At 37.7% G+C, this 23,265-nt stretch carries 26 protein-coding genes; 17 read left to right on the top strand and 9 right to left on the bottom strand.

The window, feature by feature from the left end; translation table 11 throughout:
• Positions 1 to 115 precede the first annotated feature (115 nt).
• The 3 genes from NLW78_RS10955 (at position 116) to NLW78_RS10965 (ending at position 2,001) form a co-directional block, all read left to right on the top strand.
• Positions 116 to 655: a DUF4097 family beta strand repeat-containing protein gene (locus tag NLW78_RS10955; RefSeq protein WP_367617677.1), complete on the top strand. Its 540-nt coding sequence runs from the start codon at positions 116 to 118 to the stop codon at positions 653 to 655.
• Between the two features lie 169 nt (positions 656 to 824).
• Entirely contained in the window at positions 825 to 1,025 is a 201-nt protein-coding gene (locus NLW78_RS10960) for a cold-shock protein (protein ID WP_254497175.1), read from the top strand.
• Between the two features lie 82 nt (positions 1,026 to 1,107).
• A complete protein-coding gene (locus NLW78_RS10965; RefSeq protein WP_254497364.1) occupies positions 1,108 to 2,001 on the top strand; it encodes an NAD(P)/FAD-dependent oxidoreductase in 894 nt (297 codons plus the stop codon).
• A gap of 28 nt (positions 2,002 to 2,029) precedes the next feature.
• Here NLW78_RS10965 and NLW78_RS10970 read toward each other — a convergent pair whose 3' ends face one another.
• The 6 genes from NLW78_RS10970 to NLW78_RS10990 all read right to left on the bottom strand — a co-directional run bounded on the left by NLW78_RS10970 (position 2,030) and on the right by NLW78_RS10990 (position 7,785).
• Positions 2,030 to 3,589 (bottom strand): FAD-dependent oxidoreductase, encoded by a 1,560-nt coding sequence (locus NLW78_RS10970; RefSeq protein ID WP_254497176.1) that lies wholly within the window; start codon positions 3,587 to 3,589, stop codon positions 2,030 to 2,032.
• Positions 3,590 to 3,919: 330 nt separating this feature from the next.
• On the bottom strand, positions 3,920 to 4,849 hold the full coding sequence (gene rarD, locus NLW78_RS10975; protein WP_254497177.1) for an EamA family transporter RarD: 930 nt from the start codon (positions 4,847 to 4,849) through the stop codon (positions 3,920 to 3,922).
• 118 nt (positions 4,850 to 4,967) lie between these two features.
• On the bottom strand, positions 4,968 to 6,161 hold the full coding sequence (gene megL / locus NLW78_RS10980) for a methionine gamma-lyase (RefSeq protein WP_254497178.1): 1,194 nt from the start codon (positions 6,159 to 6,161) through the stop codon (positions 4,968 to 4,970).
• Positions 6,162 to 6,260: 99 nt separating this feature from the next.
• A complete protein-coding gene (locus NLW78_RS10985) occupies positions 6,261 to 6,944 on the bottom strand; it encodes a CPBP family intramembrane glutamic endopeptidase (protein ID WP_254497179.1) in 684 nt (227 codons plus the stop codon).
• Between the two features lie 372 nt (positions 6,945 to 7,316).
• Positions 7,317 to 7,451 (bottom strand): hypothetical protein, encoded by a 135-nt coding sequence (locus NLW78_RS15605; RefSeq protein ID WP_302328525.1) that lies wholly within the window; start codon positions 7,449 to 7,451, stop codon positions 7,317 to 7,319.
• Between the two features lie 88 nt (positions 7,452 to 7,539).
• Positions 7,540 to 7,785 (bottom strand): stage VI sporulation protein F, encoded by a 246-nt coding sequence (locus NLW78_RS10990; protein WP_254497180.1) that lies wholly within the window; start codon positions 7,783 to 7,785, stop codon positions 7,540 to 7,542.
• A 287-nt stretch (positions 7,786 to 8,072) separates the two neighbouring features.
• On the opposite strand from NLW78_RS10990, the gene NLW78_RS10995 reads away from it, so the two are divergent.
• From NLW78_RS10995 to NLW78_RS11020, 6 genes are all read left to right on the top strand, one after another.
• A complete protein-coding gene (locus tag NLW78_RS10995) occupies positions 8,073 to 9,266 on the top strand; it encodes a glycine C-acetyltransferase (protein ID WP_254497181.1) in 1,194 nt (397 codons plus the stop codon).
• A gap of 20 nt (positions 9,267 to 9,286) precedes the next feature.
• The gene (locus NLW78_RS11000) at positions 9,287 to 10,240 is read left to right on the top strand and encodes an L-threonine 3-dehydrogenase (protein WP_254497182.1); all 954 of its coding nucleotides are present in this window, start codon (positions 9,287 to 9,289) and stop codon (positions 10,238 to 10,240) included.
• Between the two features lie 165 nt (positions 10,241 to 10,405).
• Complete coding sequence (locus NLW78_RS11005; RefSeq protein ID WP_254497183.1) at positions 10,406 to 11,122, top strand: SDR family NAD(P)-dependent oxidoreductase; 717 nt, start codon at positions 10,406 to 10,408, stop codon at positions 11,120 to 11,122.
• Entirely contained in the window at positions 11,119 to 12,150 is a 1,032-nt protein-coding gene (locus tag NLW78_RS11010; protein ID WP_254497184.1) for an S-adenosylmethionine:tRNA ribosyltransferase-isomerase, read from the top strand. The genes NLW78_RS11005 and NLW78_RS11010 overlap by 4 nt, the downstream gene beginning before the upstream one ends.
• Positions 12,150 to 12,509, top strand: coding sequence for a VOC family protein (locus NLW78_RS11015; protein ID WP_254497185.1), 360 nt, complete (start codon positions 12,150 to 12,152; stop codon positions 12,507 to 12,509). The genes NLW78_RS11010 and NLW78_RS11015 overlap by 1 nt, the downstream gene beginning before the upstream one ends.
• Before the next feature lie 42 nt (positions 12,510 to 12,551).
• Complete coding sequence (locus NLW78_RS11020) at positions 12,552 to 13,076, top strand: acyl-CoA thioesterase (protein WP_254497186.1); 525 nt, start codon at positions 12,552 to 12,554, stop codon at positions 13,074 to 13,076.
• 39 nt (positions 13,077 to 13,115) lie between these two features.
• Here NLW78_RS11020 and NLW78_RS11025 read toward each other — a convergent pair whose 3' ends face one another.
• The 3 genes from NLW78_RS11025 to NLW78_RS11035 all read right to left on the bottom strand — a co-directional run bounded on the left by NLW78_RS11025 (position 13,116) and on the right by NLW78_RS11035 (position 14,690).
• A complete protein-coding gene (locus NLW78_RS11025; RefSeq protein ID WP_254497187.1) occupies positions 13,116 to 13,487 on the bottom strand; it encodes a DUF805 domain-containing protein in 372 nt (123 codons plus the stop codon).
• Positions 13,488 to 13,644: 157 nt separating this feature from the next.
• Positions 13,645 to 13,824 (bottom strand): SE1832 family protein, encoded by a 180-nt coding sequence (locus NLW78_RS11030; RefSeq protein WP_254497188.1) that lies wholly within the window; start codon positions 13,822 to 13,824, stop codon positions 13,645 to 13,647.
• Positions 13,825 to 13,877: 53 nt separating this feature from the next.
• Positions 13,878 to 14,690, bottom strand: coding sequence for a zinc ribbon domain-containing protein (locus NLW78_RS11035; RefSeq protein ID WP_254497189.1), 813 nt, complete (start codon positions 14,688 to 14,690; stop codon positions 13,878 to 13,880).
• A 309-nt stretch (positions 14,691 to 14,999) separates the two neighbouring features.
• Here NLW78_RS11035 and NLW78_RS11040 point away from each other — a divergent pair, with 309 nt between their 5' ends.
• The 8 genes from NLW78_RS11040 (at position 15,000) to NLW78_RS11075 (ending at position 23,256) form a co-directional block, all read left to right on the top strand.
• Positions 15,000 to 15,836 carry a lipoate--protein ligase family protein gene (locus NLW78_RS11040; RefSeq protein WP_254497190.1) on the top strand — a complete coding sequence of 279 codons (837 nt, stop codon included), beginning with the start codon at positions 15,000 to 15,002 and terminating at the stop codon, positions 15,834 to 15,836.
• Between the two features lie 4 nt (positions 15,837 to 15,840).
• Positions 15,841 to 16,770 (top strand): lipoyl synthase, encoded by a 930-nt coding sequence (gene lipA, locus NLW78_RS11045; RefSeq protein WP_254497191.1) that lies wholly within the window; start codon positions 15,841 to 15,843, stop codon positions 16,768 to 16,770.
• Between the two features lie 388 nt (positions 16,771 to 17,158).
• Positions 17,159 to 17,749 carry a TRAP transporter small permease gene (locus tag NLW78_RS11050; RefSeq protein ID WP_302328526.1) on the top strand — a complete coding sequence of 197 codons (591 nt, stop codon included), beginning with the start codon at positions 17,159 to 17,161 and terminating at the stop codon, positions 17,747 to 17,749.
• A gap of 31 nt (positions 17,750 to 17,780) precedes the next feature.
• Positions 17,781 to 19,094, top strand: coding sequence for a TRAP transporter large permease (locus NLW78_RS11055; protein ID WP_254497192.1), 1,314 nt, complete (start codon positions 17,781 to 17,783; stop codon positions 19,092 to 19,094).
• Positions 19,095 to 19,152: 58 nt separating this feature from the next.
• Complete coding sequence (locus NLW78_RS11060; RefSeq protein ID WP_254497193.1) at positions 19,153 to 20,160, top strand: DctP family TRAP transporter solute-binding subunit; 1,008 nt, start codon at positions 19,153 to 19,155, stop codon at positions 20,158 to 20,160.
• A gap of 386 nt (positions 20,161 to 20,546) precedes the next feature.
• Entirely contained in the window at positions 20,547 to 21,317 is a 771-nt protein-coding gene (locus tag NLW78_RS11065) for a TerC family protein (protein ID WP_254497194.1), read from the top strand.
• A 107-nt stretch (positions 21,318 to 21,424) separates the two neighbouring features.
• Positions 21,425 to 22,516 carry a PRK06851 family protein gene (locus tag NLW78_RS11070; protein ID WP_254497195.1) on the top strand — a complete coding sequence of 364 codons (1,092 nt, stop codon included), beginning with the start codon at positions 21,425 to 21,427 and terminating at the stop codon, positions 22,514 to 22,516.
• A 23-nt stretch (positions 22,517 to 22,539) separates the two neighbouring features.
• The gene (locus tag NLW78_RS11075; protein ID WP_254497196.1) at positions 22,540 to 23,256 is read left to right on the top strand and encodes a 5-formyltetrahydrofolate cyclo-ligase; all 717 of its coding nucleotides are present in this window, start codon (positions 22,540 to 22,542) and stop codon (positions 23,254 to 23,256) included.
• Positions 23,257 to 23,265: the final 9 nt, after the last annotated feature.

The following is a 23,265-nucleotide window of genomic DNA, read 5'->3' on the forward strand; positions in this document are numbered from 1 at the left end:
TTTTGATGTCATGTAAGCCTTTATGGAAAGTTACCAAAAACGAACTGTAGACAATGGAACCTTTTCGCTGGAACAAAAGAATAGTATTGTGTATGTAAAAATGGATGCCCCGACTATGAAGGGTTTTTCTATACCGTTTTTGAATTTTCAAAGCAACGGTGAACAAAGACTAGTCCAAATCAAAATTCCGAAAGGTCAAGTTGATTTTGTCAAAGTAATTTCTAATATTGGTCAAATCCATATCGAGACAATCCATACTAAATCATTACACGCTGAAAGTGATATAGGTGAAATTTTAATTGATCAGTTCCGAGGTGAGAAAGCTGATATTAAAACAAACATAGGAAAAATTAACATTAACTCAGCAGTAGGTAAAATGAATGTAAGTACAGATAAAGGACAAATTTCGTTAACATTGGATGAGATGGTTGAAGATGTTTATCTTATGTCTAATATAGGTGAAATTAATGTGAATATATTACATGTACCCGATCATATCACGTTTGACCTTTCAACAAACTTAGGTGAAATTTCGGTTAATGGTTTCGATAACGTAGATGGCTCGTCACGCAAAATGGTTAAAGAGTTAAGTGAAGGTGGTCCTATATTATTTGGGAAAACAGAAATTGGAAAAATAAATATTCAACATGAATGAATTATATACATTCGTGCATGTTTAAGCTGAAATAATATTGTTGTTTCCGAACTAGGAAAATTTTTTTCTGTTTACGAATTTTGTTAGTATTTGTTCTCACAATAATGACCATATTAAGAATGATGATATTAATATATCATCGCTAGACATAAGTACCAGGAGGATCGAAATGACAACAGGTAAGGTAAAATGGTTTAACTCAGAAAAAGGTTATGGATTTATTGAGGTGGAAGGCGCTGATGATGTATTTGTACATTATTCAGCAATCGAAGGAGACGGCTTTAAAACATTAGAAGAAGGTCAAGAAGTATCTTTTGATATTGAAGATGGTCAAAGAGGACCTCAAGCTGCTAATGTAAGAAAATCGTAAGCCTGACAAAGGATCTAAAAAGATAATGCATTATCTTTTTAGGTCCTTTTCCTTTTAGTGCCCTATTCATAAGGGGGGGATAATCATTTTTGATTGCATTATCATTGGTGGTGGGATTGCTGGTTTGCAAGCGTCTATTCAGTTAGGGCGATACAACCATCACATTCTCGTTATTGATGCTGGTAAAGGGCGTTCTGCCCTCTGTAGAAGCTACCACAATATTTTAGGGTGGCCTGATGGGATAAGTGGAGAAAAGCTAAGAAAAATTGGCAGGGAACAAGCAAAACGAGTAGGCGTACAATTTCATGACGATCAAGTTGTACATGTACAACATATAGACGAGAAGTATTTTCAACTTGAAACAAAAAATGGATTCACATATAAAGGAAAACGACTACTCTTTGCAACTGGTCTTTTGGACAGGTTGCCGAACATACCGCATTTAGAAGCGTTTTTAGGTCTTTCCGTATATGTATGTCCTGATTGTGATGGCTACGAAGTGAACAATAAAAAGACGATTGTTATTGGGTCTGGGGATGTAGGGGCCAATATGGCTTTAACCCTAACTTATTGGACGAATGACCTTATGTATATTAATCATGAACAAACGAATATAAGCAACGAAAAGTATGATCAGTTAAAACGAAAAGGCATTCCCATTATAAATCAATCGATAATGGAAATCACAGGTGACGGTCCTTCATTTCAAGGTGTAATTTTGGCTGACGGTCAACCAATAGATGGGGAAAGAGGGTTTATTGCTATGGGAGGTAATCAAGTGAAATCCTCATTAGCCAAAAGCTTAGGGGTTCAACCATTAAAAAATGATCATATTGAAGTGAATCCCCGTACCCGTGAAACAAATGTGAAACATGTTTGGGCAGCGGGGGACGTTGTTGCCCATTCAGAACTCGTAACGCTAGCTATGGGGGAAGGGTCTCAAGCAGCAATATGGATTCATAAGAGCTTATTATAAAGAAAAGAAAGCTGTCCAATTGGACAGCTTATTTGTTTTCAATATCTGATGTATCGAATGTTTTTAGCGGTTTTTCAGCTGGTCCGTCAACAACATCCCCTTTATAGTTAAAACGTGATCCATGACAAGGGCAATCCCATGATCGTTCTGCATTATTCCATTCAACTTCACAGCCCATATGGGTACAAGTTGTGTCTACGACATGTAATTGGCCATTTTCATCTCGATAGGCACCTGATCGTTCACCATTCACTGTTAAAACGGTAGCCTCTCCATTTGGTAAATCTGAAGCATCAAACTTGTTAGGCGCTTGAACCTTGCCTTGAACGAGATGTGTTGCAACGTCTGTATTATATTTCGCAAATGACTTTACATCTGGATCAATATTGAATCTCCCTGGATCATACACTTCTCTAGCAGGGTTGTCTCGTTTCATAATGATATCCCGTAAAAGTAATGAACCTGCAATACTGTTGGACATCCCCCACTTTCGATACCCGGTAGCTACGAGAACGTAAGGGTCGTTAGAGGTGATATTTCCTATGTACGGAATTTTATCTAACGTCGTTAAATCTTGAGTGGACCAACGGTATTTAAACTCTTTAATTCCTAATACATCTTCCGCAAATTGTTGCAATGCTTCATAATGTTTCATTGTATTAATTCCGTGTCCAACCTTATGTCGGTCTCCTCCGACGAGGATAAGTTTTTCTCCGTTGTAAGTTGTATAACGTAAAGAGCGAGTTGGTGAATCATCATTAATATACATTCCGCCAGGATAAGGTGTATCTGTCGTAATACCAATAAGATAGGATCGCTCAGGCTTGAGTCTCGCATAATAATGTCCTTTCGAATCATAAAAAGGAAATCTGGAACAGGATAAGACGTACTTACAAGAAACTTTATGCCCCTTTAACGTGACGACTTTAGATACAGTACCTTCTTCCACATTCGTAGCGGTTGTTTTTTCGTAAAGCAGACCGCCGTTTTGTAAATAAGCTTGTAAAAGGGGTTGTAAAAATTTTAACGGGTGAAACTGGGCCTGGTCTTTCATTACTAAGGCGCCTTTTACATCAATATTAAACGGAATCTCATGAAGAAAATCCCGCTCTATACCTAATTTTTCATACGCTTTAAATTCTTTTTGAATATTGTTCAATGAATTTTCCGAAGTTGCATAAACAATAGCATCCTCTTCACTAAAATCACAGTCAATATTGTACTCTTGTATCGTATCCTTTACAAACCGGATTGCCTCCATATTCGATTCATAATATTGGCGTGTTTTTTCAATTCCGAAGTGTTGGATAAATTCATCATACACAACACCATGCTGAGCTGTTAGTTTTGCTGTAGTGTATCCCGTTGCCCCATCTAAAATACTCCCAGCTTCAATAATTGCTACTTTTAGCCCTTCTTTACTTAAGAGGTACCCTGTCGTTATACCTGTAATTCCCGCTCCTACAATAGCTACGTCTACTTCAATATCCTCTGATAACGAATTAAATTGTTGGAATTTAACCGAGTCTCGCCAATAAGATTTCGGCTGTTTCGGCATTTCGCTGCTACTTTTTTGTTGTTCATTCATTGTGTACCCTCCATTTATAATTTATCGATTATCATTTCCAAAAAGAGGGAAATACATTCACCTATTTGTATTGTATGTACAAAAAATACACTGTCATGGTAGATTTAAATCATTCCGCTTTGAACGTTCAATTGACGATATGTGTTTTCTTACAGAGAAAGAAAGATTTCATAAGTAGGGAGAGTGCAAATGACGTTTCTCGGATATTTACTGACGTTACTGGTAATAAACAAATTATTTTGTTTCAAAGTAATCGACGTCATAAAACCATAAAAAATAAAATGGCGTGTCAAATCTGTATCAGATTACACGCCATTTTAATGGTGGAACTTACATTGGTTTATTGATAGATCTTCTACCTTCCAGCTTTGTTAATAATTTAGTTCTAGATAATGTGTAAATCGTTAGTGCTGACCAAATAAACGTAAAGGATATCATATGGACAGTTGTAAATGGTTCTTTAAATAGTAAGACACCTAGTATGAGCATAATAGTTGGGGCGAAGTATTGTAAAAATCCAACCATAGATAAGGGAATTCGCTTTGCTCCACTCGCGAAAAGCAACAATGGAATTGCGGTAGCCATTCCTGTCCCAACTAACAATAAGGCAACAACCGGGTCGGTACTTAGTTGAAAGCCACCTGTGCCGTTAGAATGAACTGTGCTGAGGAAGAGTAAAGCAATTGGTGTAACGATTAATGTCTCAATTGTAAGCCCGAATACGGAATTAACAGAGACAAGTTTTTTAAGTAATCCATACAGTCCGAACGATATCGCTAAAAGCAGTGCAACCCAAGGAATGCTACCAAAGTGGATTGTCATATTTAATACGCCGATGGTAGCAAGGATAAATGCACCAATCTGCCATTTGTTAAGTTGTTCCTTTAAAACGAGAACGCCTAACAAAATACTTACAAGCGGATTAACATAATAGCCTAAGCTCGCCTCTACTACGTGGTTGTTGTTGACAGCCCAAATATATACCAGCCAGTTTATGCTAATAACGAGGGAAGCGGCCGTTATACCAAACAACTTGTTTCGGTCTTTTATAATACTAAGACATTCTAGCTTAAACACATTCCATTGCTTCGAAATGACAACGATTATCATCATAAATACGAATGCCCATACAATTCGGTGAGCTAATACTTCCAGTGCGCTTATATGTTCAACTAACTTCCAATATAATGGAAGAAACCCCCATAAAATATACGCTCCTGCAGCACATAAAATTCCAAGCTTATCCGTTCCTGTTCCCATGTCATAAACCTCACATTCCATTTCTTAAGTTGTTCCATTTATTATAAAGGAAAATGGAGGGGAAGAAGTATGAAAAAGATTGGAAACAGAAAAACCCCCGCAATGGCGGAGGTGCTTCCTACACTTTAGCTAACGCATTGGAAAGGTCGGCCCATATATCATCTTTGTTTTCTAAGCCGACAGAGAGGCGTAACAATTGGTCGGTGATCCCCATATCCAACCGTTCTTTTTCTGGCACTACAGCGTGTGTCATCGTAGCTGGGTGCTGAATTAGCGTTTCGGCATCACCCAAACTAACCGCAATACGAATTAACTGTAATTCATTTAATAACTGTTGAGCATCGTCCTTTGTTCCATAAACTTCAAATGAGATGAGACCTCCCCCTTGTGCCATTTGTTTGGTCATAATAAAGTCATCATGGTAATCGGAATGACCCGGGTAATACACTTTTTTGACTTTTGGATGTTCCTTTAACTTCTCCATAAGAAACTTAGCATTTGAACAATGGCGGTCCATTCGAACCGGTAATGTTTTTAAGCCTCTTAATAGCAACCAAGCATCAAACGGAGATATGATGCCGCCAATATCTTTTTGCGTCGTCATTGCAACTTTAGCAAGAAAATCTTTCTTGCCAACAACTAGTCCTGCAACTACATCACCGTGACCACAAATATATTTCGTAGCACTATGAATAACAATGTCACAGTCGAGTTGTAGTGGTTTTTGTAAGTATGGGGTAGCAAATGTATTATCAACAACGACTGGTATATTATGTTTTTTTCCAATTTGTGAGACAAGCTGTAAATCGACGAGTTTCATTGTAGGATTGATAGGGGATTCAATATAAATACATGATGTTTTTGGGGTAATGAGTGATTCAATTTCATCTGCTGAAGACATGGAGCTAAAGTCAGTTTGAATACGATACTTATCTTTCATCAAATCAAGTAATCCAAATGTACAGCCATAGATCCCCTTTGAACAAATGATGTGATCATCAGACTTCGTTAGAGCGATTAATATCGCGGAAATAGCAGCCATACCCGAACTAAACGCTAGTCCAGCCTCTCCCCCCTCTAAAGAGGCAATACGAGATTCAAGTGCAGAAACGGTAGGATTGCCAAGCCGAGAATAAATATACCCGCCTTCTTCCCCGGCAAAGCGCCTTTCACCTTGCTCGGCACTTTCAAAAGTGAATGTAGATGTCTGAAATAGTGGTGTCGATAAGCTGCCGAGGTAATCTTTTGAATTATAGCCACTATGGACAACTAATGTGTCAAAATGAAATTGGTAATTATCATCTTTCTTCATCGAACTCCTCCTTTTATCTCCCTCATCAATATCATATGTTAATTATCACAAATTTGTAAGCGCTTACTAAAAATGGTGAAGATTATTACATGATAAAAGTTAATAGATGTAGTATAAGTAGAATCCAATTGTCACTACGGCAACGTCGGCACATATGTGAAGGATCCATGAATTGAAGAAGTTTTTTGCCCGGGTGTTTAGCCAGTTAAAGAGTAAGCCCACAATAAACAGCCCAAACACGGCGATACACATAATCCAAACGTTAAACCAAGTAGCAAAGATAGCAATATGATAGAGAGAGAACAGAAGAGCAGAGTACACGTATGCTAGTAGTTTATGTTTCATTTGATAGATTCTTAGAAAGATAAAACCGCGAAAATAAAATTCTTCCAGGAATGAGTTTCCTAATGTAATGTATATACCAATAAAAATGAATTCCTTCGCGTTTATGCCTAGTCTATTTTCCAAATCATAAATAATCGATCTTTCATTAATAAAATCATTTAACAAGATGTACGTAATATAAATGATACCGATTGATAGAAGACCAAGGAAAAAACCAGATTTAAGTCGAACCCAGGTGAAGCTACGTAAGTTTAGGAACGTTCTAACCGGTTGTTTGATTACAAATCGGATATATAAAACGGGAATCATAAGAAATAAACCGATTTTACATAACGTTTTAAGTCCGTAAGGAAAATCGATTACTTGCTCAACGATAAATAAAGTTACGCAACTAACCATACTCATTATGATAATATGGGTAATTTGTTTCTTGTTCATTTAATCACCACTTAATAGATATGGATTCACCTGTAATATTACAGGTAATTCCATTATTGCGCAATCTGTCGATTATGATAGATGCGACTGTACTTTATCTCATCCATCGTTTTCATGCCTTGCAGTCTGAAAAGTGTCGTTTTACGACTACCATTTCAACCGACTAAAACAACTCGTTCCCCGTTTCTTAATTCAAGATGACTTGCTCAAATATGAATATGATGTCTCCGCCACATATTTTTATATCATGTTTCAACGTAATTAACATAATACGCCCTTGATATAAAAAAACCTGAGGTCTCAGTACCTCAGGTTGACATAGTTGGATAAGATTTTGTGCAGAATCAGTACTTACCACCGAAAAGGATAGAGTTAGAGAGGTTCATTAGGATTCATCATTAAATTGTTAAAAAGGGCATCTCTCTCCGTTAACAACAAAACGATAGAAAAATGCACGATTGCTAGAACATATTCATTATCAATGAAGTGATTTCCTAACTGCCCCATCTCTAACCAATCTCCTTCTTGTTTTCGTTATGAGTAACATACTTATAATGATTAATAGTGTAACGGCAACTATCGCTGTGACTACCTGCTAAAACCCCGTTTTCTTTTTTAATTGTTCCATATTCTTTGGTACTTTATTATTGACCACATTATCTACAATCTTATTTTCAAGTTGTTTTGATATTGGCTTATTAGCTAATCGTGATATTTCTCGAATTAACTTCCGAACTGTTCTCTCATCTTGTAAGTTAGCATTTTGAAAAGAATTAGCCACTTTTAAAATGTCCTTTTGTTTTACTCCTGTAGCTTTTTCAATGTTTTTCATGAAGTCCATACAAATGCTCCTCCTCTACCTCCTCGTTATGACCCCCTTACCAAAGTGTATTCAATGGTTGAAGAAAGCGATTAGACCAATGTATCAATATTTTGAGATATGAGAAAAACACATAACAGCTCTTATTAAGAAATCGACAAAATAACACACAAAAACTGTCTATTTAGAGTAAACAAATAAAACATCTTATGATAAAATACTATTACACAAAGTATTTATTGGTTTTATTTGTCCTTGTGAAAAGGACAATAGTTTTTTAAACGCTTACAGTGAAGGGGTGGATTAAGTTGGCAAGTAGTACGTTAACGAATTTCTTACGCAACCATTTAGAAGAATTGAAAAATGACGGTTTATACAATGAGATCGATACAGTAGAAGGTGCGAATGGACCAACAATCAAAATTAAAGGAAAAGAACTTATTAACCTATCATCTAATAACTATTTAGGTTTAGCGACAGATGATCGATTGAAAAAGGTTGCCATCAGTGCGGTTGAGACACATGGTGTAGGTGCGGGGGCTGTTCGTACCATTAACGGCACATTAGATTTGCATGTGAAATTAGAAGAAAGATTAGCATCGTTTAAAGGAACTGAAGCAGCGATTGCCTATCAATCAGGCTTTAATTGCAATATGGCTGCGATTTCAGCTGTGATGGATAAACATGATGCAATTTTATCCGATGAACTAAACCATGCCTCAATTATTGACGGTTGTCGATTATCGAAAGCGAAAATTATCCGCTTTCAACATTCTGATATGGAAGATTTAAGAGCAAAGGCGAAAGAGGCAGTCGAATCTGGCTTATATAACAAAGTTATGGTCATTACAGATGGTGTGTTTTCTATGGATGGTGACATTGCTAAATTACCAGAAATAGTTGAAATTGCGGAAGAATTTGACTTGATTACGTACGTTGATGATGCCCACGGTTCAGGTGTGTTAGGAAAAGGGGCAGGTACAGTAAAACATTTCGGGTTACAGGAAAAAGTAGACTTCCAAATTGGAACGCTATCTAAAGCAATAGGTGTTGTAGGTGGCTATGTTGCGGGCAAACGGGAGCTGATAGACTGGCTTAAAGTTAGGTCAAGACCGTTCCTATTCTCAACGTCCTTAACTCCAGCAGATGTAGCGGCGTGTACTAAAGCTATTGATCTTTTAACTGAAAGTACTGAGCTTCAAAACCGCTTATGGGAAAATGGAGACTACTTGAAGAATGGTTTAAAGAAGTTGGGCTTTGATATTGGTCATAGTGAGACACCAATTACACCGTGTATCATTGGAGAGGAAAAGGCTACCCAACAGTTTAGTCAAAGGCTTAATGAAGAAGGCGTATATGCAAAGTCCATTGTTTTCCCGACAGTCCCACGTGGCACTGGGCGCGTGAGAAATATGCCAACAGCGGCACACTCGAAAGAAATGTTAGATCGTGCATTAGCGATATATGAGAAAGTCGGAAAAGAGCTTGGTATTATTTCTTAACGTAAACAGGAGGGATTCAGATGAAACGAATATTAGTGACGGGAGCTCTTGGTCAAATTGGGTCTGAACTTACCTCGGAACTTAGATATAGGTATGGTAATGATTATGTTATTGCCACTGATATAAGAAACGATAGTGAAGGAACTGTAGGAGATGGACCATTCGAGGTTTTAGATGTTATGGACGGAGAGCGGATGTTTGAGATCGCAAAGCAATATGAAGTAGACACGATTATTCATTTAGCTGCACTTCTATCTGCAACTGCGGAAAACAAACCTCTGTTAGCATGGAACTTAAACATGGGTGGTTTAGTAAATGCGCTGGAAGTAGCGAGAGAATTAAATACACAATTTTTTACACCAAGCTCAATCGGTGCGTTTGGACCAACAACACCAAAGGATGAAACTCCTCAAGTGACAATTCAAAGACCAACTACGATGTATGGTGTGAATAAGGTAGCAGGTGAACTGTTATGTGACTACTATTATCAAAGATTTGGTGTTGATACGAGAGGCTTGCGCTTTCCTGGGTTAATCTCCTATGTAACACCACCTGGTGGCGGAACAACCGACTATGCGGTTGATATTTATTATAAAGCGTTGGCAAATCAATCATATCGTTGTTATTTACGAGAAGGAACGTATATGGACATGATGTATATGCCGGATGCTATTGAAGCAATTATTCAGCTCATGGAAGCTGATGGTGATAAACTTATTCATCGCAACGCATATAACGTAACGGCAATGAGTGTTGCTCCTGAACATTTTGCAAATGCCATAAGGGAACATATTCCTCAGTTTAACATGACCTATGATGTAGACCCTGTTCGCCAATCCATTGCCGATAGTTGGCCGAATGCGATTGATTCCTCTATTGCATGGGAAGAGTGGGGATTCCGCGCAAAGTATGACTTAAACTCGATGACGGGTGATATGTTTCAAAAGCTACGTGGAAAGTTAATACAAAAATAAACGTTTACCCCTTGCCCCTTCCTGAATATGGAGGGGGCATTTTTCTACATCAAAAGTCTGAAAAAATTTCATCCACATTTCGTACATTCTTTTCCTGTAAATTGCCGATGTGACAACATCCCTCGTTTCTTACACTGTATGTAATAAAACGAAGGGGGAAAGGCAATGAAAAAAGTGGTTATGATTACAGGTGCTTCTAAAGGTTTAGGGAGAGCTCTTGCCATAGCATTTGCACAAGCGGGATATAAACTAGCGATTTGTGCGCGAGGGAAAGAGACGTTAACAAAGGTGCAATCGGAAATTGAACAGTTAGGTGGAGAAGTCATAGCGGTTGCTGCAGATGTTTCAATTGAGGCAGATGTAGAACGGTTTGTTTCCATTACTGAATTAGAGTATGGTCAAATCGACGTTCTCATTAACAATGCTTCCATCTTTGGTCCAGGTCCAAGTTTGTTGTTGGACTATCCGGTTAACAAGTTTCAAAACGTGTTACATGTAAATATTATGAATCCATTTTTCGTAACGAGAAGGGTATTGCCAGGCATGTTAACGAAAGGTAGTGGATCAATTATTAATGTTACATCAGAAGCGGGGAAGACTGGATTTAGTGAATGGGGTGCTTACGGTGTGTCAAAATTTGGATTAGAAGGAATGACCGAGATATGGGCAGATGAATTAGAGGGAACAGGTGTTGTTATGAATATGGTAGACCCAGGTGAGATGGATACAGACATGCATAAAGTAGCAGTTCCGGACTGTGATTATGAATTGCAGCGGCCCGAGGATGTAATGGGGGTGTTTTTTTATTTAGCAGAAACGAAGGCCGATAACGGCAAACGGTTTGAAGCCGGAATCTATAATGAAAGCCGGAAAACAACATGAAGCTGATAAAGAATCAATTTCACATTCCGGAGTCACTCAATGCGGCGAAGCCACCCGAAATTCGGAATCATTCCAGAGCGGATGTTAGAATGATGGTTTTAGATTCCCTTACTGGAAAGACGGACCATAATCATTTCACCCAAATTGGACAATACCTTCAAAGCGGGGATTTACTCGTGTTTAACAATAGTCGAACCATTCCATCACATGTAAAAGGATATCAAGATGGAAACTTGGTCAGTATACGTCTTGCAAAAATGATTTCAAGTAATCGGTGGGAAGCACTTCTCATAAATGGGAAAAAGAAGATGGGGTCAGTCATTCGTTTCGAGGATCATGTGGAAGCTACCATTAATTCACTAATGAATGATGGAGAAAGGGTAGAGCTAGTCTTTTCGGAAAAGGGTATCCAACTATATGATTTTTTGTATCGGTACGGTATGCCAATTCGTTATGAATATATAAACACTCCTTGGCCATTACATGTATACCAAACGGTTTATGGCAGTGTACCCGGGTCTGTAGAAATGACGTCAGCTGGAAGGCCGTTTACATGGAGATTGATGAAGGAGCTGAAGGACAAAGGTGTTCATCAAGCATTTATACAACTTCATACAGGTTTAAGTTACTATGAAAATGATATTTGGCCTAATCCCGAAGATCAATATGAATTCTTTTCTGTATCAGATGAAACGGCAAAAACAATCAACGATACGAAGAACAAGGGTGGAAAAATTATTGCGGTAGGGACAACGGTAGTAAGAGCCCTTGAAAGTGCTGCCCTAGCAGGAAGTGTAGAGGCGAAGAATGGAGAAACGAATCTTTATATTACGGAGAATTATCCTTTGCAAGTTGTAGATGGATTAATAACTGGACTGCACGAGCCTGAGGCAAGCCACCTTCATATGTTACAAGCTTTTGTTGATAAACATCTTTTGTTAACAGCGTACGAAGAGGCTGTAAGGGAACAATATTTGTGGCATGAATTTGGAGATATGAATTTCATACTGCCATTAGGAGTAAAATAATGAAATTACACCATATAGGTGTTGAGGTGGAAGATATTGATAAATCCCGTCAATTTTACGAGCAGCAATTAGGTTATCAAGTACATGCAGAAATGATTATAGCTGAAGAAAAAATCTGCTTTTTGTATAAAGATCAACACTTTATTGAACTTGTGGAACCTTCAACAACAACAGATAAAGGAACGTTCCATATTGCGTATGAAGTAGATCATGTAGAACGAGTCGCAGACCAGCTTACCGAATTTGGAGCACGAATTATCGAGGGTCCCATTCATGCTCGTGATACGATAAAGCTTATGTTCATGTCCGGAATTAACGGAGAAGTAATTGAATTAATGGAAGTAAAGGAAAAATGTTAATGTTATGATATGAATCATATATGATGAAAGGATGGGATATTTATGAAATCGAAGCCTTGTTCAGAATCATTGTCCATCAAAATATCACACGTATTACCGTCAGATACGAATACCCATGGAACGTTATTTGGTGGAAAACTAATGGCTTATATGGATGATGTAGCTGCCATTTCTGCATTACGTCATGCGAGAAAGCCGGTTGTAACTGCTTCTACAGATTCTGTTGACTTCCTTTCACCAGTGAGAGAAGGGGACGCGATATGTTTAGAAGCGTTCGTCACCTATACGCACAAAACATCAATGGAAGTGTTTGTGAAAGCTATTACGGAAAATTTATTAACAGGGGACCGGGAGTTATGCGCAACAGCGTTTCTTACAATGGTAGCGATTGACGAAAATAATAAACCTACACCTGTCCCTGGTGTATACCCTGAGTCGGAGGAAGAAAAGTGGTTACATGAGGGGGCGGCAAAAAGAGCGGAATACCGTCGACTGCGTAGGAAGGATTCAAAAGAAGTAGCGGAGAAGTTTGGAACAAACTTGCCGTGGAATAGGAAAAAAATATAACGTAAAAAACCATTCCACTTGGACGGAATGGTTTTTTCATTAAGCAGTAACTGTTTTTCCTTCATTATGTAATTTAGGGTTTGGACCGAAACGGTTTTCATCTTCCTGGCTGTCTAAGCAAGTAAATATGAGGATCATAATAGCTCCTACAATAGGTACGAGCATAAGCAAATACCACCACCCGTTTTTGCCGATATCGTGTAATCGACGTACTGTTACCGCTAGTGCTGGTAATAATAACGCTAGTCCGTAAAACGTAGTTAACACACCTTCTAGGTTGATAACAAGTTCTAAGACACTTAGTAATACACCGAAAATCGCATTGTAAAGAACAAACATCCAGTATTCTTTACGACGTGCCCGACCGCTAAAAGTAGAGTAGTTTTTTAATACTTTTAGGAACCAATACATGATGACACCTCCTTTTAAATCATTACTATTAATATCGACATATTTCAGCATTGTTTGAAGAAACAGTTATGGAATGTACCTTTGGAACTATACAGGAAATGTGTATATTCGGTAATAATTCAAATAAATAAGAGTCGTTCGAAAACGACTCTTAACTTTATAACTTTTCCTCTAACTGTTTGCGTAGTTGGGCAAGTTCTTCCTCCATAGTGTTTAGCGACTGTTCCAAATTGGCAACATTTCCACCAACAGATTCAAGTTTATCTAAATCCCCTTGGATTCGAACATAATCATTTTTTAGCTGTGCTATTTGTTGCTCAAGTTCTTTTTTTGTCATGTTACCATCCTCCTAATTCGAGATATATGGGAAGTGAAAAAATTTCATAGATATTATGTAAAACCTAGAAACGCTCCGCCTATTCCGCCGAAGAGGCTACCTAAAATATTTAAAAAGAACCATCTTACAGCGATCCCAAATACTAATAGATTCACACTTACAATGATTAACAATGTATAAATTTGGTCTATTCCACCAACCTCTTTTTTGTTTTCGAAAAGAATAAGAGTTGGAATAACGAATAAAATGCCTAAAAGTCCGATAGCAGAGAATATACTAAGTAATGTGTGAATTTTAAGTGCTCCAAATAATAGCCCTAATACATATAAAGAAGCGAACGGTACTAAGTATGCACCGAATTTAGCAAACACGAGTTTAGCGCTGCTTTGATTCTTCGCTAAACGTAACCCGGCTATCGTAGTGCCATAGGATGCAGAAAAGATCACTAAAAAGCCGATTAACGGTAAGATAATTACACTTCCAATATTAATATAGTATAGTAAGCCAATTAATGAGATAAATAAGAAGATTGGCGTTAGGAGAGAAACAACCCCAACCGTTATTAACGAAGGGATGAAGTCATTCTCGGTAGCATTTTTTGCTTCACTCGGTTTTTTCCAGTGACGTAGTAAGAAGGAACCGAATTCTTTGAACTGTGAAGCTACTTGCTTAACTACCTCGTTCGTCTTTTGTGAGGAATTTTCAGAAACTGGTACAACATTAGCCTGAACAGTTGCTGCTTGCTCACTGTTTTGTGGTATTTCCTGAACAGGTGTTGTTGGAGTTTCATAATTTCCTAACGGTGTACCACAGTTGGAGCAAAACTTTTCACCAGAAGCTTCTTGACCACAATTAGGACAATTCATAATCAACACTTCCTTCCATTTATTTTGGTTCGTACAATGTAACTTGCTGACTTACAAAAATTATGTAACGTATCAACATACATATTTTGTTCTGTCACCCTTTTTCGACAGATAAGTCTATTATCCTTTATAACCCGAAAAAAAGAAATGTTCTTTCTACAAGAATTATGAGTGAATCCGGATTATGATTCCTTTATATAGGTATGGATTGAAAACGATTAAACGCAGTAATTTACAGACAAAATAATAACTGATATTATGGTAATGTTTACGTACGTTAAAGGACTGAAGGCAGAAAAGGGGTACAATATGAAGGAAACGTGGTATTTCTTGGATACGGAGTATAATTCACCTGAATTTAATATGGCTTTAGATGAAGCTCTTCTTCGGTGGCATAGTGAAGGTGACATTCCGCCCGTTCTAAGGTTTTATTGTTGGTCTCCTGCAGCCCTATCAGTTGGCTATTTTCAAAAGATTGATGGAAAAATCGATGTTAATGCTGTAAAGGAACATGGGTTTCAACTTGTTAGGCGCTTAACTGGTGGTCGTGCTGTTCTTCATGATGATGAGCTAACATATAGTGTCATCGTAAGTGAAAAACATGAAAAAATGCCGAATTCTGTCACTGAGGCATATCGTGTTATTTCGCAAGGAATACTAAGAGGGTTTCAAAACTTACATTTAGATGCTGAATTTTCGATTCCTGAAGGGAAATTAACTCAAACAGGTTCTGCTGTTTGCTTTGATCAGCCATCCTGGTATGAACTTGTAGTAGCAGGTCGAAAAGCAGCGGGAAGCGCACAAACAAGACAAAAAGGTGTTATTTTACAACATGGGTCGATTCCTCTGGAAGTTGACGAGGATAAGCTTTTTGATCTGTTTGTATACCCTAATGAACGTGTGAAAAGTAAAGCAAAGCAAGCTTTTGGGAATAAAGCAGTAGCGATTAATGATATTTCCCCGGTAAAACGAAATATGAACGATTTAAGGTTGGCTTTTAAGAGAGGGTTTGAAGAAGGTTTAAATATAAATTTCGTTCCATTTGAGTTATCTTCCGAACAGCTTAAGGAAGTACATAAGTTGATGGAAGAGAAGTACGGTAATGATGACTGGACATTTAAACGAAACACGAACTTAGGAGCGTGATACAATGAGTAAAAAGAAGGAAGAATATCTTAGAAAACCTGAATGGTTAAAGATTAAGTTAAATACGAATAAAAACTACACAGACTTGAAAAAAATGATGCGTGAAAAAAACTTACATACTGTCTGTGAAGAAGCAAGGTGTCCGAACATTCATGAGTGTTGGTCTGTAAGGAAAACCGCGACATTTATGATCTTAGGTAGAACGTGTACGAGAGCATGTCGCTTTTGTGCTGTACATACAGGTCTTCCAAATGAATTAGACTGGGAAGAACCGGAACGAGTAGCTGAATCAGTTGAAATTATGGATTTGCGTCACGTAGTCGTAACAGCAGTAGCAAGAGATGACTTGGAAGATGGTGGGGCTGCAGTTTTCGCTGAGACGATTAAGGCCATTCGTCGTAAAGTACCTGGTTGTACAGTGGAAGTATTACCTTCTGACATGAAAGGTGATTACGAAAGTTTACATATGCTAATGGATGCGAAGCCTGATATATTTAACCATAACGTTGAGACGGTTCGTCGCTTAACTCCAACAGTTCGTGCAAAAGCTACCTATGATCGTTCGTTACAACTTTTAAAACGTGTTAAAGAAATTGCACCTGACATCCCGACAAAATCAAGTATCATGGTAGGGTTAGGAGAAACAAAAGAAGAAATTATTGAAACAATGGATGATTTACTTGCCCATGATGTGGATATTATTACAATTGGGCAGTATCTTCAACCAACAAGAAAGCATCTAAAAGTAGAGAAATATTATACACCTGCTGAATTTAACCAATTAAGAAAAATTGCATTCCAAAAAGGTTTTAAGCATTGCCAAGCAGGACCATTAGTGCGCTCTTCTTATCACGCCGACGAACAGGTTAGTGAAGCTTCCAAGCAGCGAAGAGAGCAGTACGAAAAACATTATGCAAATGGAAAAAGTGTATAAGTTACAAAAGGCCCTTAGTGTAAAAGCTAAGGGTCTTTCTATGTCGAAACTTTTGGTACGGTAAAGCATGTACAGATTTGTATAAAATATGGTACAATTTTCTTATCTATTAACAGAATGTTTTGAATTTTTAATTTTCATACAAGCTTTCATGATATATGTCAAATGGGGAATCTCGAGTATCTTTGACCATTTGCCAGTATTTGGCGTAATAAATGTAAAAAAGCGATAATATACTAACATAAACATTCGACATATCATTTAATTGGAATTAATAGTACTAGAGGAAGTTTGAGACAATTACATTTATTCTTTATCATGAATAGGTGTGATAGAAATTCGAAATCCGTTACGTTGTTTTCGATTTCTCAGAGGAGGAAAAACTGGCTTGAGTAGGATAAAAGATTTATTTAAATCATTTGGAAGAACAATAAGTTTTTTCGACAAACTCCTTTTAAGAATAGAGGAATTCATTTTAAGTGCGTCAGTAATTATTATTTTCTTAATGGTTATTGGAAATGTGTTATCACGTGAATTGTTTGGCCCAAGTATTATTTTTGCTTATGAAGTAAATCGGTTTGCAGTTATTATTGCTACGTTTATGGGCATTAGTTATGCTGCAAGAAAAGGGCGACATATTAGCATGTCAGCATTCTACGATATGGCTCCATTTAAAGTTAGAAAAATGTTATCCATCATCATCCCCGCAGTAACAGCAATTATACTGTTAGGTCTCGCTTATTACTCTACATTGTATGTGCATTCAGTATATGAAACAGGGAAGGTAACTCCTTCGATGGAAGTACCTGCATACTTAATGTCTATCTTTATACCGATAGGTTTTTTATTAGGTGCAATTCAGTATATCCGTAACATGTGGATTAACATAGTTGTACGCGATAAGGTGTACTTAGGAGTTGATCAGTTGGATTACAATGATGAACCGAAGAAAAAAGTGGAAAATGAAACGTTTGTATAATTTATAAATCATAAATGGAAAGGAACTCATTATGGTAGCTACGTTATTAAGTATAATGGTAGTTTTACTACTATTAAATTTTCCGATGATGATTCCGCTTATGGCGGCACCTGTTATCGTCTTACTTCTTTTCTTTCCGGCAATAAGTCCAGATTTAGTTATACAACAACTAAAAACTGGGATTGAGCCAGAAGTGTTGTTAGCTGTACCACTATTTATATTTGCAGCTGATATTATGACAACAGGTAAAACGGCCAATAGATTGCTAGACTTTATTGGTGCATTCGTCGGACATATTCGAGGCGGTTATGCTGTAACGACAGCCGCAGCTTGTACGTTGTTCGGTGCTATCTCCGGTTCTACACAGGCAACTGTTGTAGCTATCGGTAAACCGATGCGTGAAAGGCTATTAAAAGTTGGTTATAAAGACCCAAGTGCGATTGCATTAATTATTAACTCAAGTGACGTGGCGCTTCTCGTACCACCAAGTATTGGAATGATTATTTATGCTTTAGTTGCACCTGGTACGTCAGTAGGTGAACTGTTCCTAGCTGGTATTATTCCGGGGGTACTCGTATTTTTATGTTTTGCCACTTATAGTTTCTTTTATGCAAAAATTAAAAACATCCCGCTTGCTGATCGAGCAAGTTGGAAAAACCGCTTGAAATTTACATGGAAAGCGTTATTACCTTTAGGTTTTCCAGTTATTATTGTCGGTGGTATATATACAGGTTACTTTACTCCAACTGAAGCTGCCGGTGTATCGGTGTTATATGCACTTATATTGGAAGTACTGATTTTCCGTTCCGTTCATATTAAGGAACTTCCGAAAATATCAATGTCAACTGGCTTAGTAACATCTGCTGTCTTTGTTTTAGTTGCAGGTGGTCAGTTATTTACTTGGGTAATTTCATTCGCACGAGTACCACAAATGTTAACGGAAAGTGTGTTAGGGACAGATCCAAGTGCTATATATGTATTAATTATCGTATCTCTATTCTTCTTTGTTGGTTGTATGTTTGTAGATCCAATTGTTGTTATCTTAATATTAACACCTATTTTTTATCCAGCAGCTATGGATGCAGGAATCGATCCAATTCATTTAGGTATTATTGTGACATTCCAAGCAGCATTAGGTTCTGCAACTCCACCATTTGGAGTAGATATCTTTACGGCGAGTGCAGTCTTTAACAAATCCTATTTAGATGTTATTAGAGGAACACCGCCATTTATTATTATGTTATTTGCAATATCAATACTATTAATTGCTTTTGAGGAAATTTCACTAGCGTACTTATATTTCGATGACATATACAATTACATCGTGAATTTCCTTAAAATATAAAAAATTTTTCTAGGGGGTATTTACTATTTTTAACAAGAAATCTTTTCTTGGACTAGTAATGATGTTAACACTAAGTTTAGTACTTGCAGCATGTGGAGGAAACGGTGATGAAACTTATGAATGGAAGTTCATCACAGAAGAAGTTGATGGTCAAGTACAATATGAATATGCGGAGGAATTCGCTAAGCGAATGAAGGATAAGTCTGACGGTCAAGTAAACATTGAAGTTTACGAATTCGGTGGATTAGGTTCTGAAGTGGACCAAGTAGACCAACTGCAAAAGGGAGTAGTACAACTAGCAATTATGTCACCAGGATTCACTGGAAACATGGTTAAAGAGGGGCAAATTTTCGCATTACACTTCTTATTCCCAGATAGCACGAAACAAACACAAGAAATTTTAAATACAAGTGAAGCGATTAACGTTGATTTACGTCAGAAATATGAAGAACATGATATTACGCCATTAGCATTCTGGACTGAAGGGTTCATGCAATGGACGAGTAATGAACCAATTAGTGAACCGTCTGATTTTGAAAATTTCCAAATGAGGGTTCAAGAATCTCCACTTATGTTTAAGTCATATGAAGCATATGGTGCAGATCCACAGGCGATGAGTTGGGGCGAACTTTATACAGCTCTAGAGCGTGAAACAGTAGAAGGTCAAGAAAACCCAATCTTCTTCATCTATGATGCGTCTTTCCATGAAGTTCAAGATTATATGACGTTATCTAAACATAATAACTACGTTGCAATGACAACGGTGAATAGTGAATGGTATAACGGTTTACCAGACGACATTAAAGAAATGGTTGATGAAACAGTTGAAGAAATGAGAGACTGGATTTATGATGAACAAGAAAGACAAAACGCTGAATTCCTTGAACAGATGAAAAATGATACGGATAACCCAACCGAGATTGTAGAACTAACTGAGGAGCAGCGTGAAGCATTTAGAGAATTAGCACTTCCAGTACGTGATTTCTATAAAGAGGAAGTTTCTACTGTAGACGGTGCTATTCTTGAAAAACTTCAAGAAGAAATTAAAGCTGTCACAGGCGAATAATAATACCTTAAGACACCAATCCTTTGTGATTGGTGTCTTTTTCTTATATTTGAACATAAACAAATTGTAGTAATAATATATATACGTTATGTAGTGAATATGTAATTGACAAAGTAATGTGTTCTGTATAATATAAAATTACAATCATATATTACCTTTTCAAATGCGAAAAGGGGAGTAGCCTAACAATAAAGTCGTCATGACGAGTGTAAACTCCGGCTTTATTGGCAACAAAAAACATGTTGTAGCGAGACCTTTACGTGGGATACTAACGTAAAGGTCTTTTTTGTGGACCTTTACCAATGGCGGTAAAGGTTTTTTTAATTTTTTGTATATCTGCAACGTGTTAATGAATACTTAGGAATGATGAAAAAGGAGCGGGTTATATGGATGTAAGTCTATTAATGGAATATGGCTGGGTACTTTTAGTCCTTATTGCACTTGAAGGGATATTAGCAGCAGATAATGCCTTAGCTTTAGCTATCATGGTAAAGCATTTACCGGAAGAGGAGCGGAAAAAAGCACTTTTCTATGGACTTTTAGGTGCATTTATACTCCGTATCGGGTCATTATTCATAATATCCTTCCTCGTCAATGTATGGCAAGTTCAGGCGCTAGGTGCCGCTTACTTATTGTTTATTTCCTTGAATTATCTGTTTAGGAAATTTGTATTACATCGGGCCGAACATGGGAAGGACGTTGAGGTGAAAGAAGGAGCAGGGTTTTGGATGACGGTGTTAAAAGTTGAGTTGGCAGATGTTGCTTTTGCTGTCGATTCCATTTTAGCAGCCGTTGCACTAGCCGTATCCTTGCCTGAAACCGACTTACCGAGAGTCGGAGGGATGGATGGAGGACAATTTCTAGTCGTGTTAGCCGGTGGGTTGATCGGTGTCATTATAATGCGATTTGCAGCATCTTTCTTTGTAAACTTATTAAAGAAGAAGCCAGCGTTAGAAACCGCTGCCTTTCTTGTCGTCGGATGGGTTGGGGTTAAACTCATTGTGATTACGCTAGCGCACCCATCATTACACATTATCTCTGAGCACTTTCCTGAATCGAAAGGATGGAAAATTACATTTTACTTAGTATTAGTGGCTATCCTCGTTGCTGGTTGGTTTATGCCAAGTAAAGAGCAAAAAGAGGAAACGGCAGAATAAAATGGGCACCGGATATCATCCGGTGCTTTTTATATGGGCATTCACCTAAATGGATCTTTTGCATATAGTGAGGTGTAGAAAATCTTTTAGGGTAAAGAGGTGTCCGAATGGCTGGAAAAACTTTAAATTATTATGCTGGAGGTAACACAGCAAATGGATTTGTTGACTTATTTCAATCTAATTTAGAGGGACTTACTCGAATTTTTATATTAAAAGGTGGACCTGGAACAGGAAAATCAACTTTAATGAAAAAGATTGGTGAAAAGTGGAATGATCGATATGATGTAGAATATATCCACTGTTCAGCCGACTGGGGATCAATTGATGGTGTCATTTTCCGTGAGTTAGGTGTTGCGGTTGTAGATGGTACCGCTCCTCACGTATTAGAGCCTAAATATCCAGGGGTTATTGAAGAATATGTGAACTTAGGTGAGGCATGGGATTCTAAAGTGTTGCAGGAGCATAAAGACGAAGTGTTCCAACTGAATGAAGAGATTAAAACATGTTATGATAAGGCATATGGACTGTTTCATGATGCGTTACACATTCATGATGATTGGGAAAAGTTTTATATCGACCATTTGGATCGATCTAAGGCTAATGAACTAACCAACCAGCTTATTCAAGACTTTTTTCAAACGTACCAATTAAATAAAACCGGGAAGGTTGTTCATCGTTTTCTCGGAGCTGCAACACCTGAAGGACCAATTGATTTTATCCAGAACTTAACTGAAGGGTTAACGTATCGTTATTTTATTAAGGGGCGCCCTGGTTCAGGAAAATCGACAATGTTAAAAAAGATTGTCGCGGCAGGAGAAGAGCGAGGCTTTGATGTTGAAGTATATCATTGTGGCTTTGATGCCAATAGCTTAGATATGGTGATTATACGTGAACTAAATATTTCCATTTTTGATAGCACGAGTCCACATGAGCATTTCCCGTCACGAAAAGGTGATGAAATTATTGACATGTACGAAGAGGTTATTGAGGATGGAACTGATGAGAGATATGCAAATGAACTTGAAGAGGTCTCAACCAAGTATAAAAGTGTTATGGAACATGCAACAAAACATTTAAAAGATAGTTTAGTGCTAAGAAAGCAATTAGAATCCATCTATATAAGAGCAATGGATTTTTCCATCGTAGAACAAAAGCAAGCCGAGATTGAAAAGGAAATTGAAAGTATAGCAAAGAAATAAAGTGAATAACTTGGAGGGGCATGATGAAAGGGAAACATGAGCTTCGCGACGAAAAATGGACCGTATTAGAAGAGAAAAAGTTAGGGAGGTTTCCATTCCCAATTCGAGGAAGAATACCGAACTTTAAAGGTGCGGAAGCTGCTGCCAAATATGTTATCGGCCTAATGCCGTTTAAACAGGCGCAAGTGATCAAAATTAATCCAGATGCCCCTCAACTCCCATTGCGGGAGCAAGTATTAAAGCAAGGAAAAACGCTACTTATTCCAACCCCTCGGTTAAAGGCTGGCTTTATTAAAATTGAACCTCATAATGTACCGGATGGAGAAGAAAGAAGAGCAGCAAGCCTATCCCACATGAAATCCTATGGTAGCGAAATTCCTCTAACTGACATACCGATGATTGATTTGTTTGTGGTAGGTTCAGTAGCTGTCCAAACGGATGGCCGCAGAATTGGAAAAGGAGAAGGATATGCTGACCGGGAATACGCTATTTTACGGGAGTTAGGTAATCCGGAGATTCCAGTCATTACAACTGTACATAGTGTACAAATAACGGACGAGCACTTTCTGTTTGAACCTTATGATTTAATTGTAGACTATATCGTCACAGAAGCAGGTGTGCAGCATATTAAGAAGCAATATCCGAAACCGTCTGGTATTAACTGGGACATAGTGACGAAGGAAGAAATGGACGATATGCCAGTACTTCGGGAGTTATGGGAGTTAAAAAAGGAACAATAGGAGGTTATA

The organism is Salirhabdus salicampi, assembly GCF_024259515.1.
In the GTDB taxonomy this organism is placed as follows: domain Bacteria; phylum Bacillota; class Bacilli; order Bacillales; family Alkalibacillaceae; genus Salirhabdus_A; species Salirhabdus_A salicampi.

Excerpts from the sequence above, each read along its gene's own strand:
- NLW78_RS10955 (WP_367617677.1), top strand. The coding sequence starts at position 116 with ATGAAGGGTTTTTCTATACCGTTTTTGAATTTTCAAAGCAACGGTGAA.
- NLW78_RS10960 (WP_254497175.1), top strand. The coding sequence starts at position 825 with ATGACAACAGGTAAGGTAAAATGGTTTAACTCAGAAAAAGGTTATGGA.
- NLW78_RS10970 (WP_254497176.1), bottom strand. The coding sequence starts at position 3,589 with ATGAATGAACAACAAAAAAGTAGCAGCGAAATGCCGAAACAGCCGAAA.
- rarD (WP_254497177.1), bottom strand. The coding sequence starts at position 4,849 with ATGGGAACAGGAACGGATAAGCTTGGAATTTTATGTGCTGCAGGAGCG.
- megL (WP_254497178.1), bottom strand. The coding sequence starts at position 6,161 with ATGAAGAAAGATGATAATTACCAATTTCATTTTGACACATTAGTTGTC.
- NLW78_RS10985 (WP_254497179.1), bottom strand. The coding sequence starts at position 6,944 with ATGAACAAGAAACAAATTACCCATATTATCATAATGAGTATGGTTAGT.
- NLW78_RS15605 (WP_302328525.1), bottom strand. The coding sequence starts at position 7,451 with ATGGGGCAGTTAGGAAATCACTTCATTGATAATGAATATGTTCTAGCA.
- NLW78_RS10990 (WP_254497180.1), bottom strand. The coding sequence starts at position 7,785 with ATGGACTTCATGAAAAACATTGAAAAAGCTACAGGAGTAAAACAAAAG.
- NLW78_RS11000 (WP_254497182.1), top strand. The coding sequence starts at position 9,287 with ATGAAACGAATATTAGTGACGGGAGCTCTTGGTCAAATTGGGTCTGAA.
- NLW78_RS11005 (WP_254497183.1), top strand. The coding sequence starts at position 10,406 with ATGAAAAAAGTGGTTATGATTACAGGTGCTTCTAAAGGTTTAGGGAGA.
- NLW78_RS11010 (WP_254497184.1), top strand. The coding sequence starts at position 11,119 with ATGAAGCTGATAAAGAATCAATTTCACATTCCGGAGTCACTCAATGCG.
- NLW78_RS11015 (WP_254497185.1), top strand. The coding sequence starts at position 12,150 with ATGAAATTACACCATATAGGTGTTGAGGTGGAAGATATTGATAAATCC.
- NLW78_RS11020 (WP_254497186.1), top strand. The coding sequence starts at position 12,552 with ATGAAATCGAAGCCTTGTTCAGAATCATTGTCCATCAAAATATCACAC.
- NLW78_RS11025 (WP_254497187.1), bottom strand. The coding sequence starts at position 13,487 with ATGTATTGGTTCCTAAAAGTATTAAAAAACTACTCTACTTTTAGCGGT.
- NLW78_RS11030 (WP_254497188.1), bottom strand. The coding sequence starts at position 13,824 with ATGACAAAAAAAGAACTTGAGCAACAAATAGCACAGCTAAAAAATGAT.
- NLW78_RS11035 (WP_254497189.1), bottom strand. The coding sequence starts at position 14,690 with ATGAATTGTCCTAATTGTGGTCAAGAAGCTTCTGGTGAAAAGTTTTGC.
- NLW78_RS11040 (WP_254497190.1), top strand. The coding sequence starts at position 15,000 with ATGAAGGAAACGTGGTATTTCTTGGATACGGAGTATAATTCACCTGAA.
- lipA (WP_254497191.1), top strand. The coding sequence starts at position 15,841 with ATGAGTAAAAAGAAGGAAGAATATCTTAGAAAACCTGAATGGTTAAAG.
- NLW78_RS11055 (WP_254497192.1), top strand. The coding sequence starts at position 17,781 with ATGGTAGCTACGTTATTAAGTATAATGGTAGTTTTACTACTATTAAAT.
- NLW78_RS11060 (WP_254497193.1), top strand. The coding sequence starts at position 19,153 with ATGATGTTAACACTAAGTTTAGTACTTGCAGCATGTGGAGGAAACGGT.
- NLW78_RS11065 (WP_254497194.1), top strand. The coding sequence starts at position 20,547 with ATGGATGTAAGTCTATTAATGGAATATGGCTGGGTACTTTTAGTCCTT.
- NLW78_RS11070 (WP_254497195.1), top strand. The coding sequence starts at position 21,425 with ATGGCTGGAAAAACTTTAAATTATTATGCTGGAGGTAACACAGCAAAT.
- NLW78_RS11075 (WP_254497196.1), top strand. The coding sequence starts at position 22,540 with ATGAAAGGGAAACATGAGCTTCGCGACGAAAAATGGACCGTATTAGAA.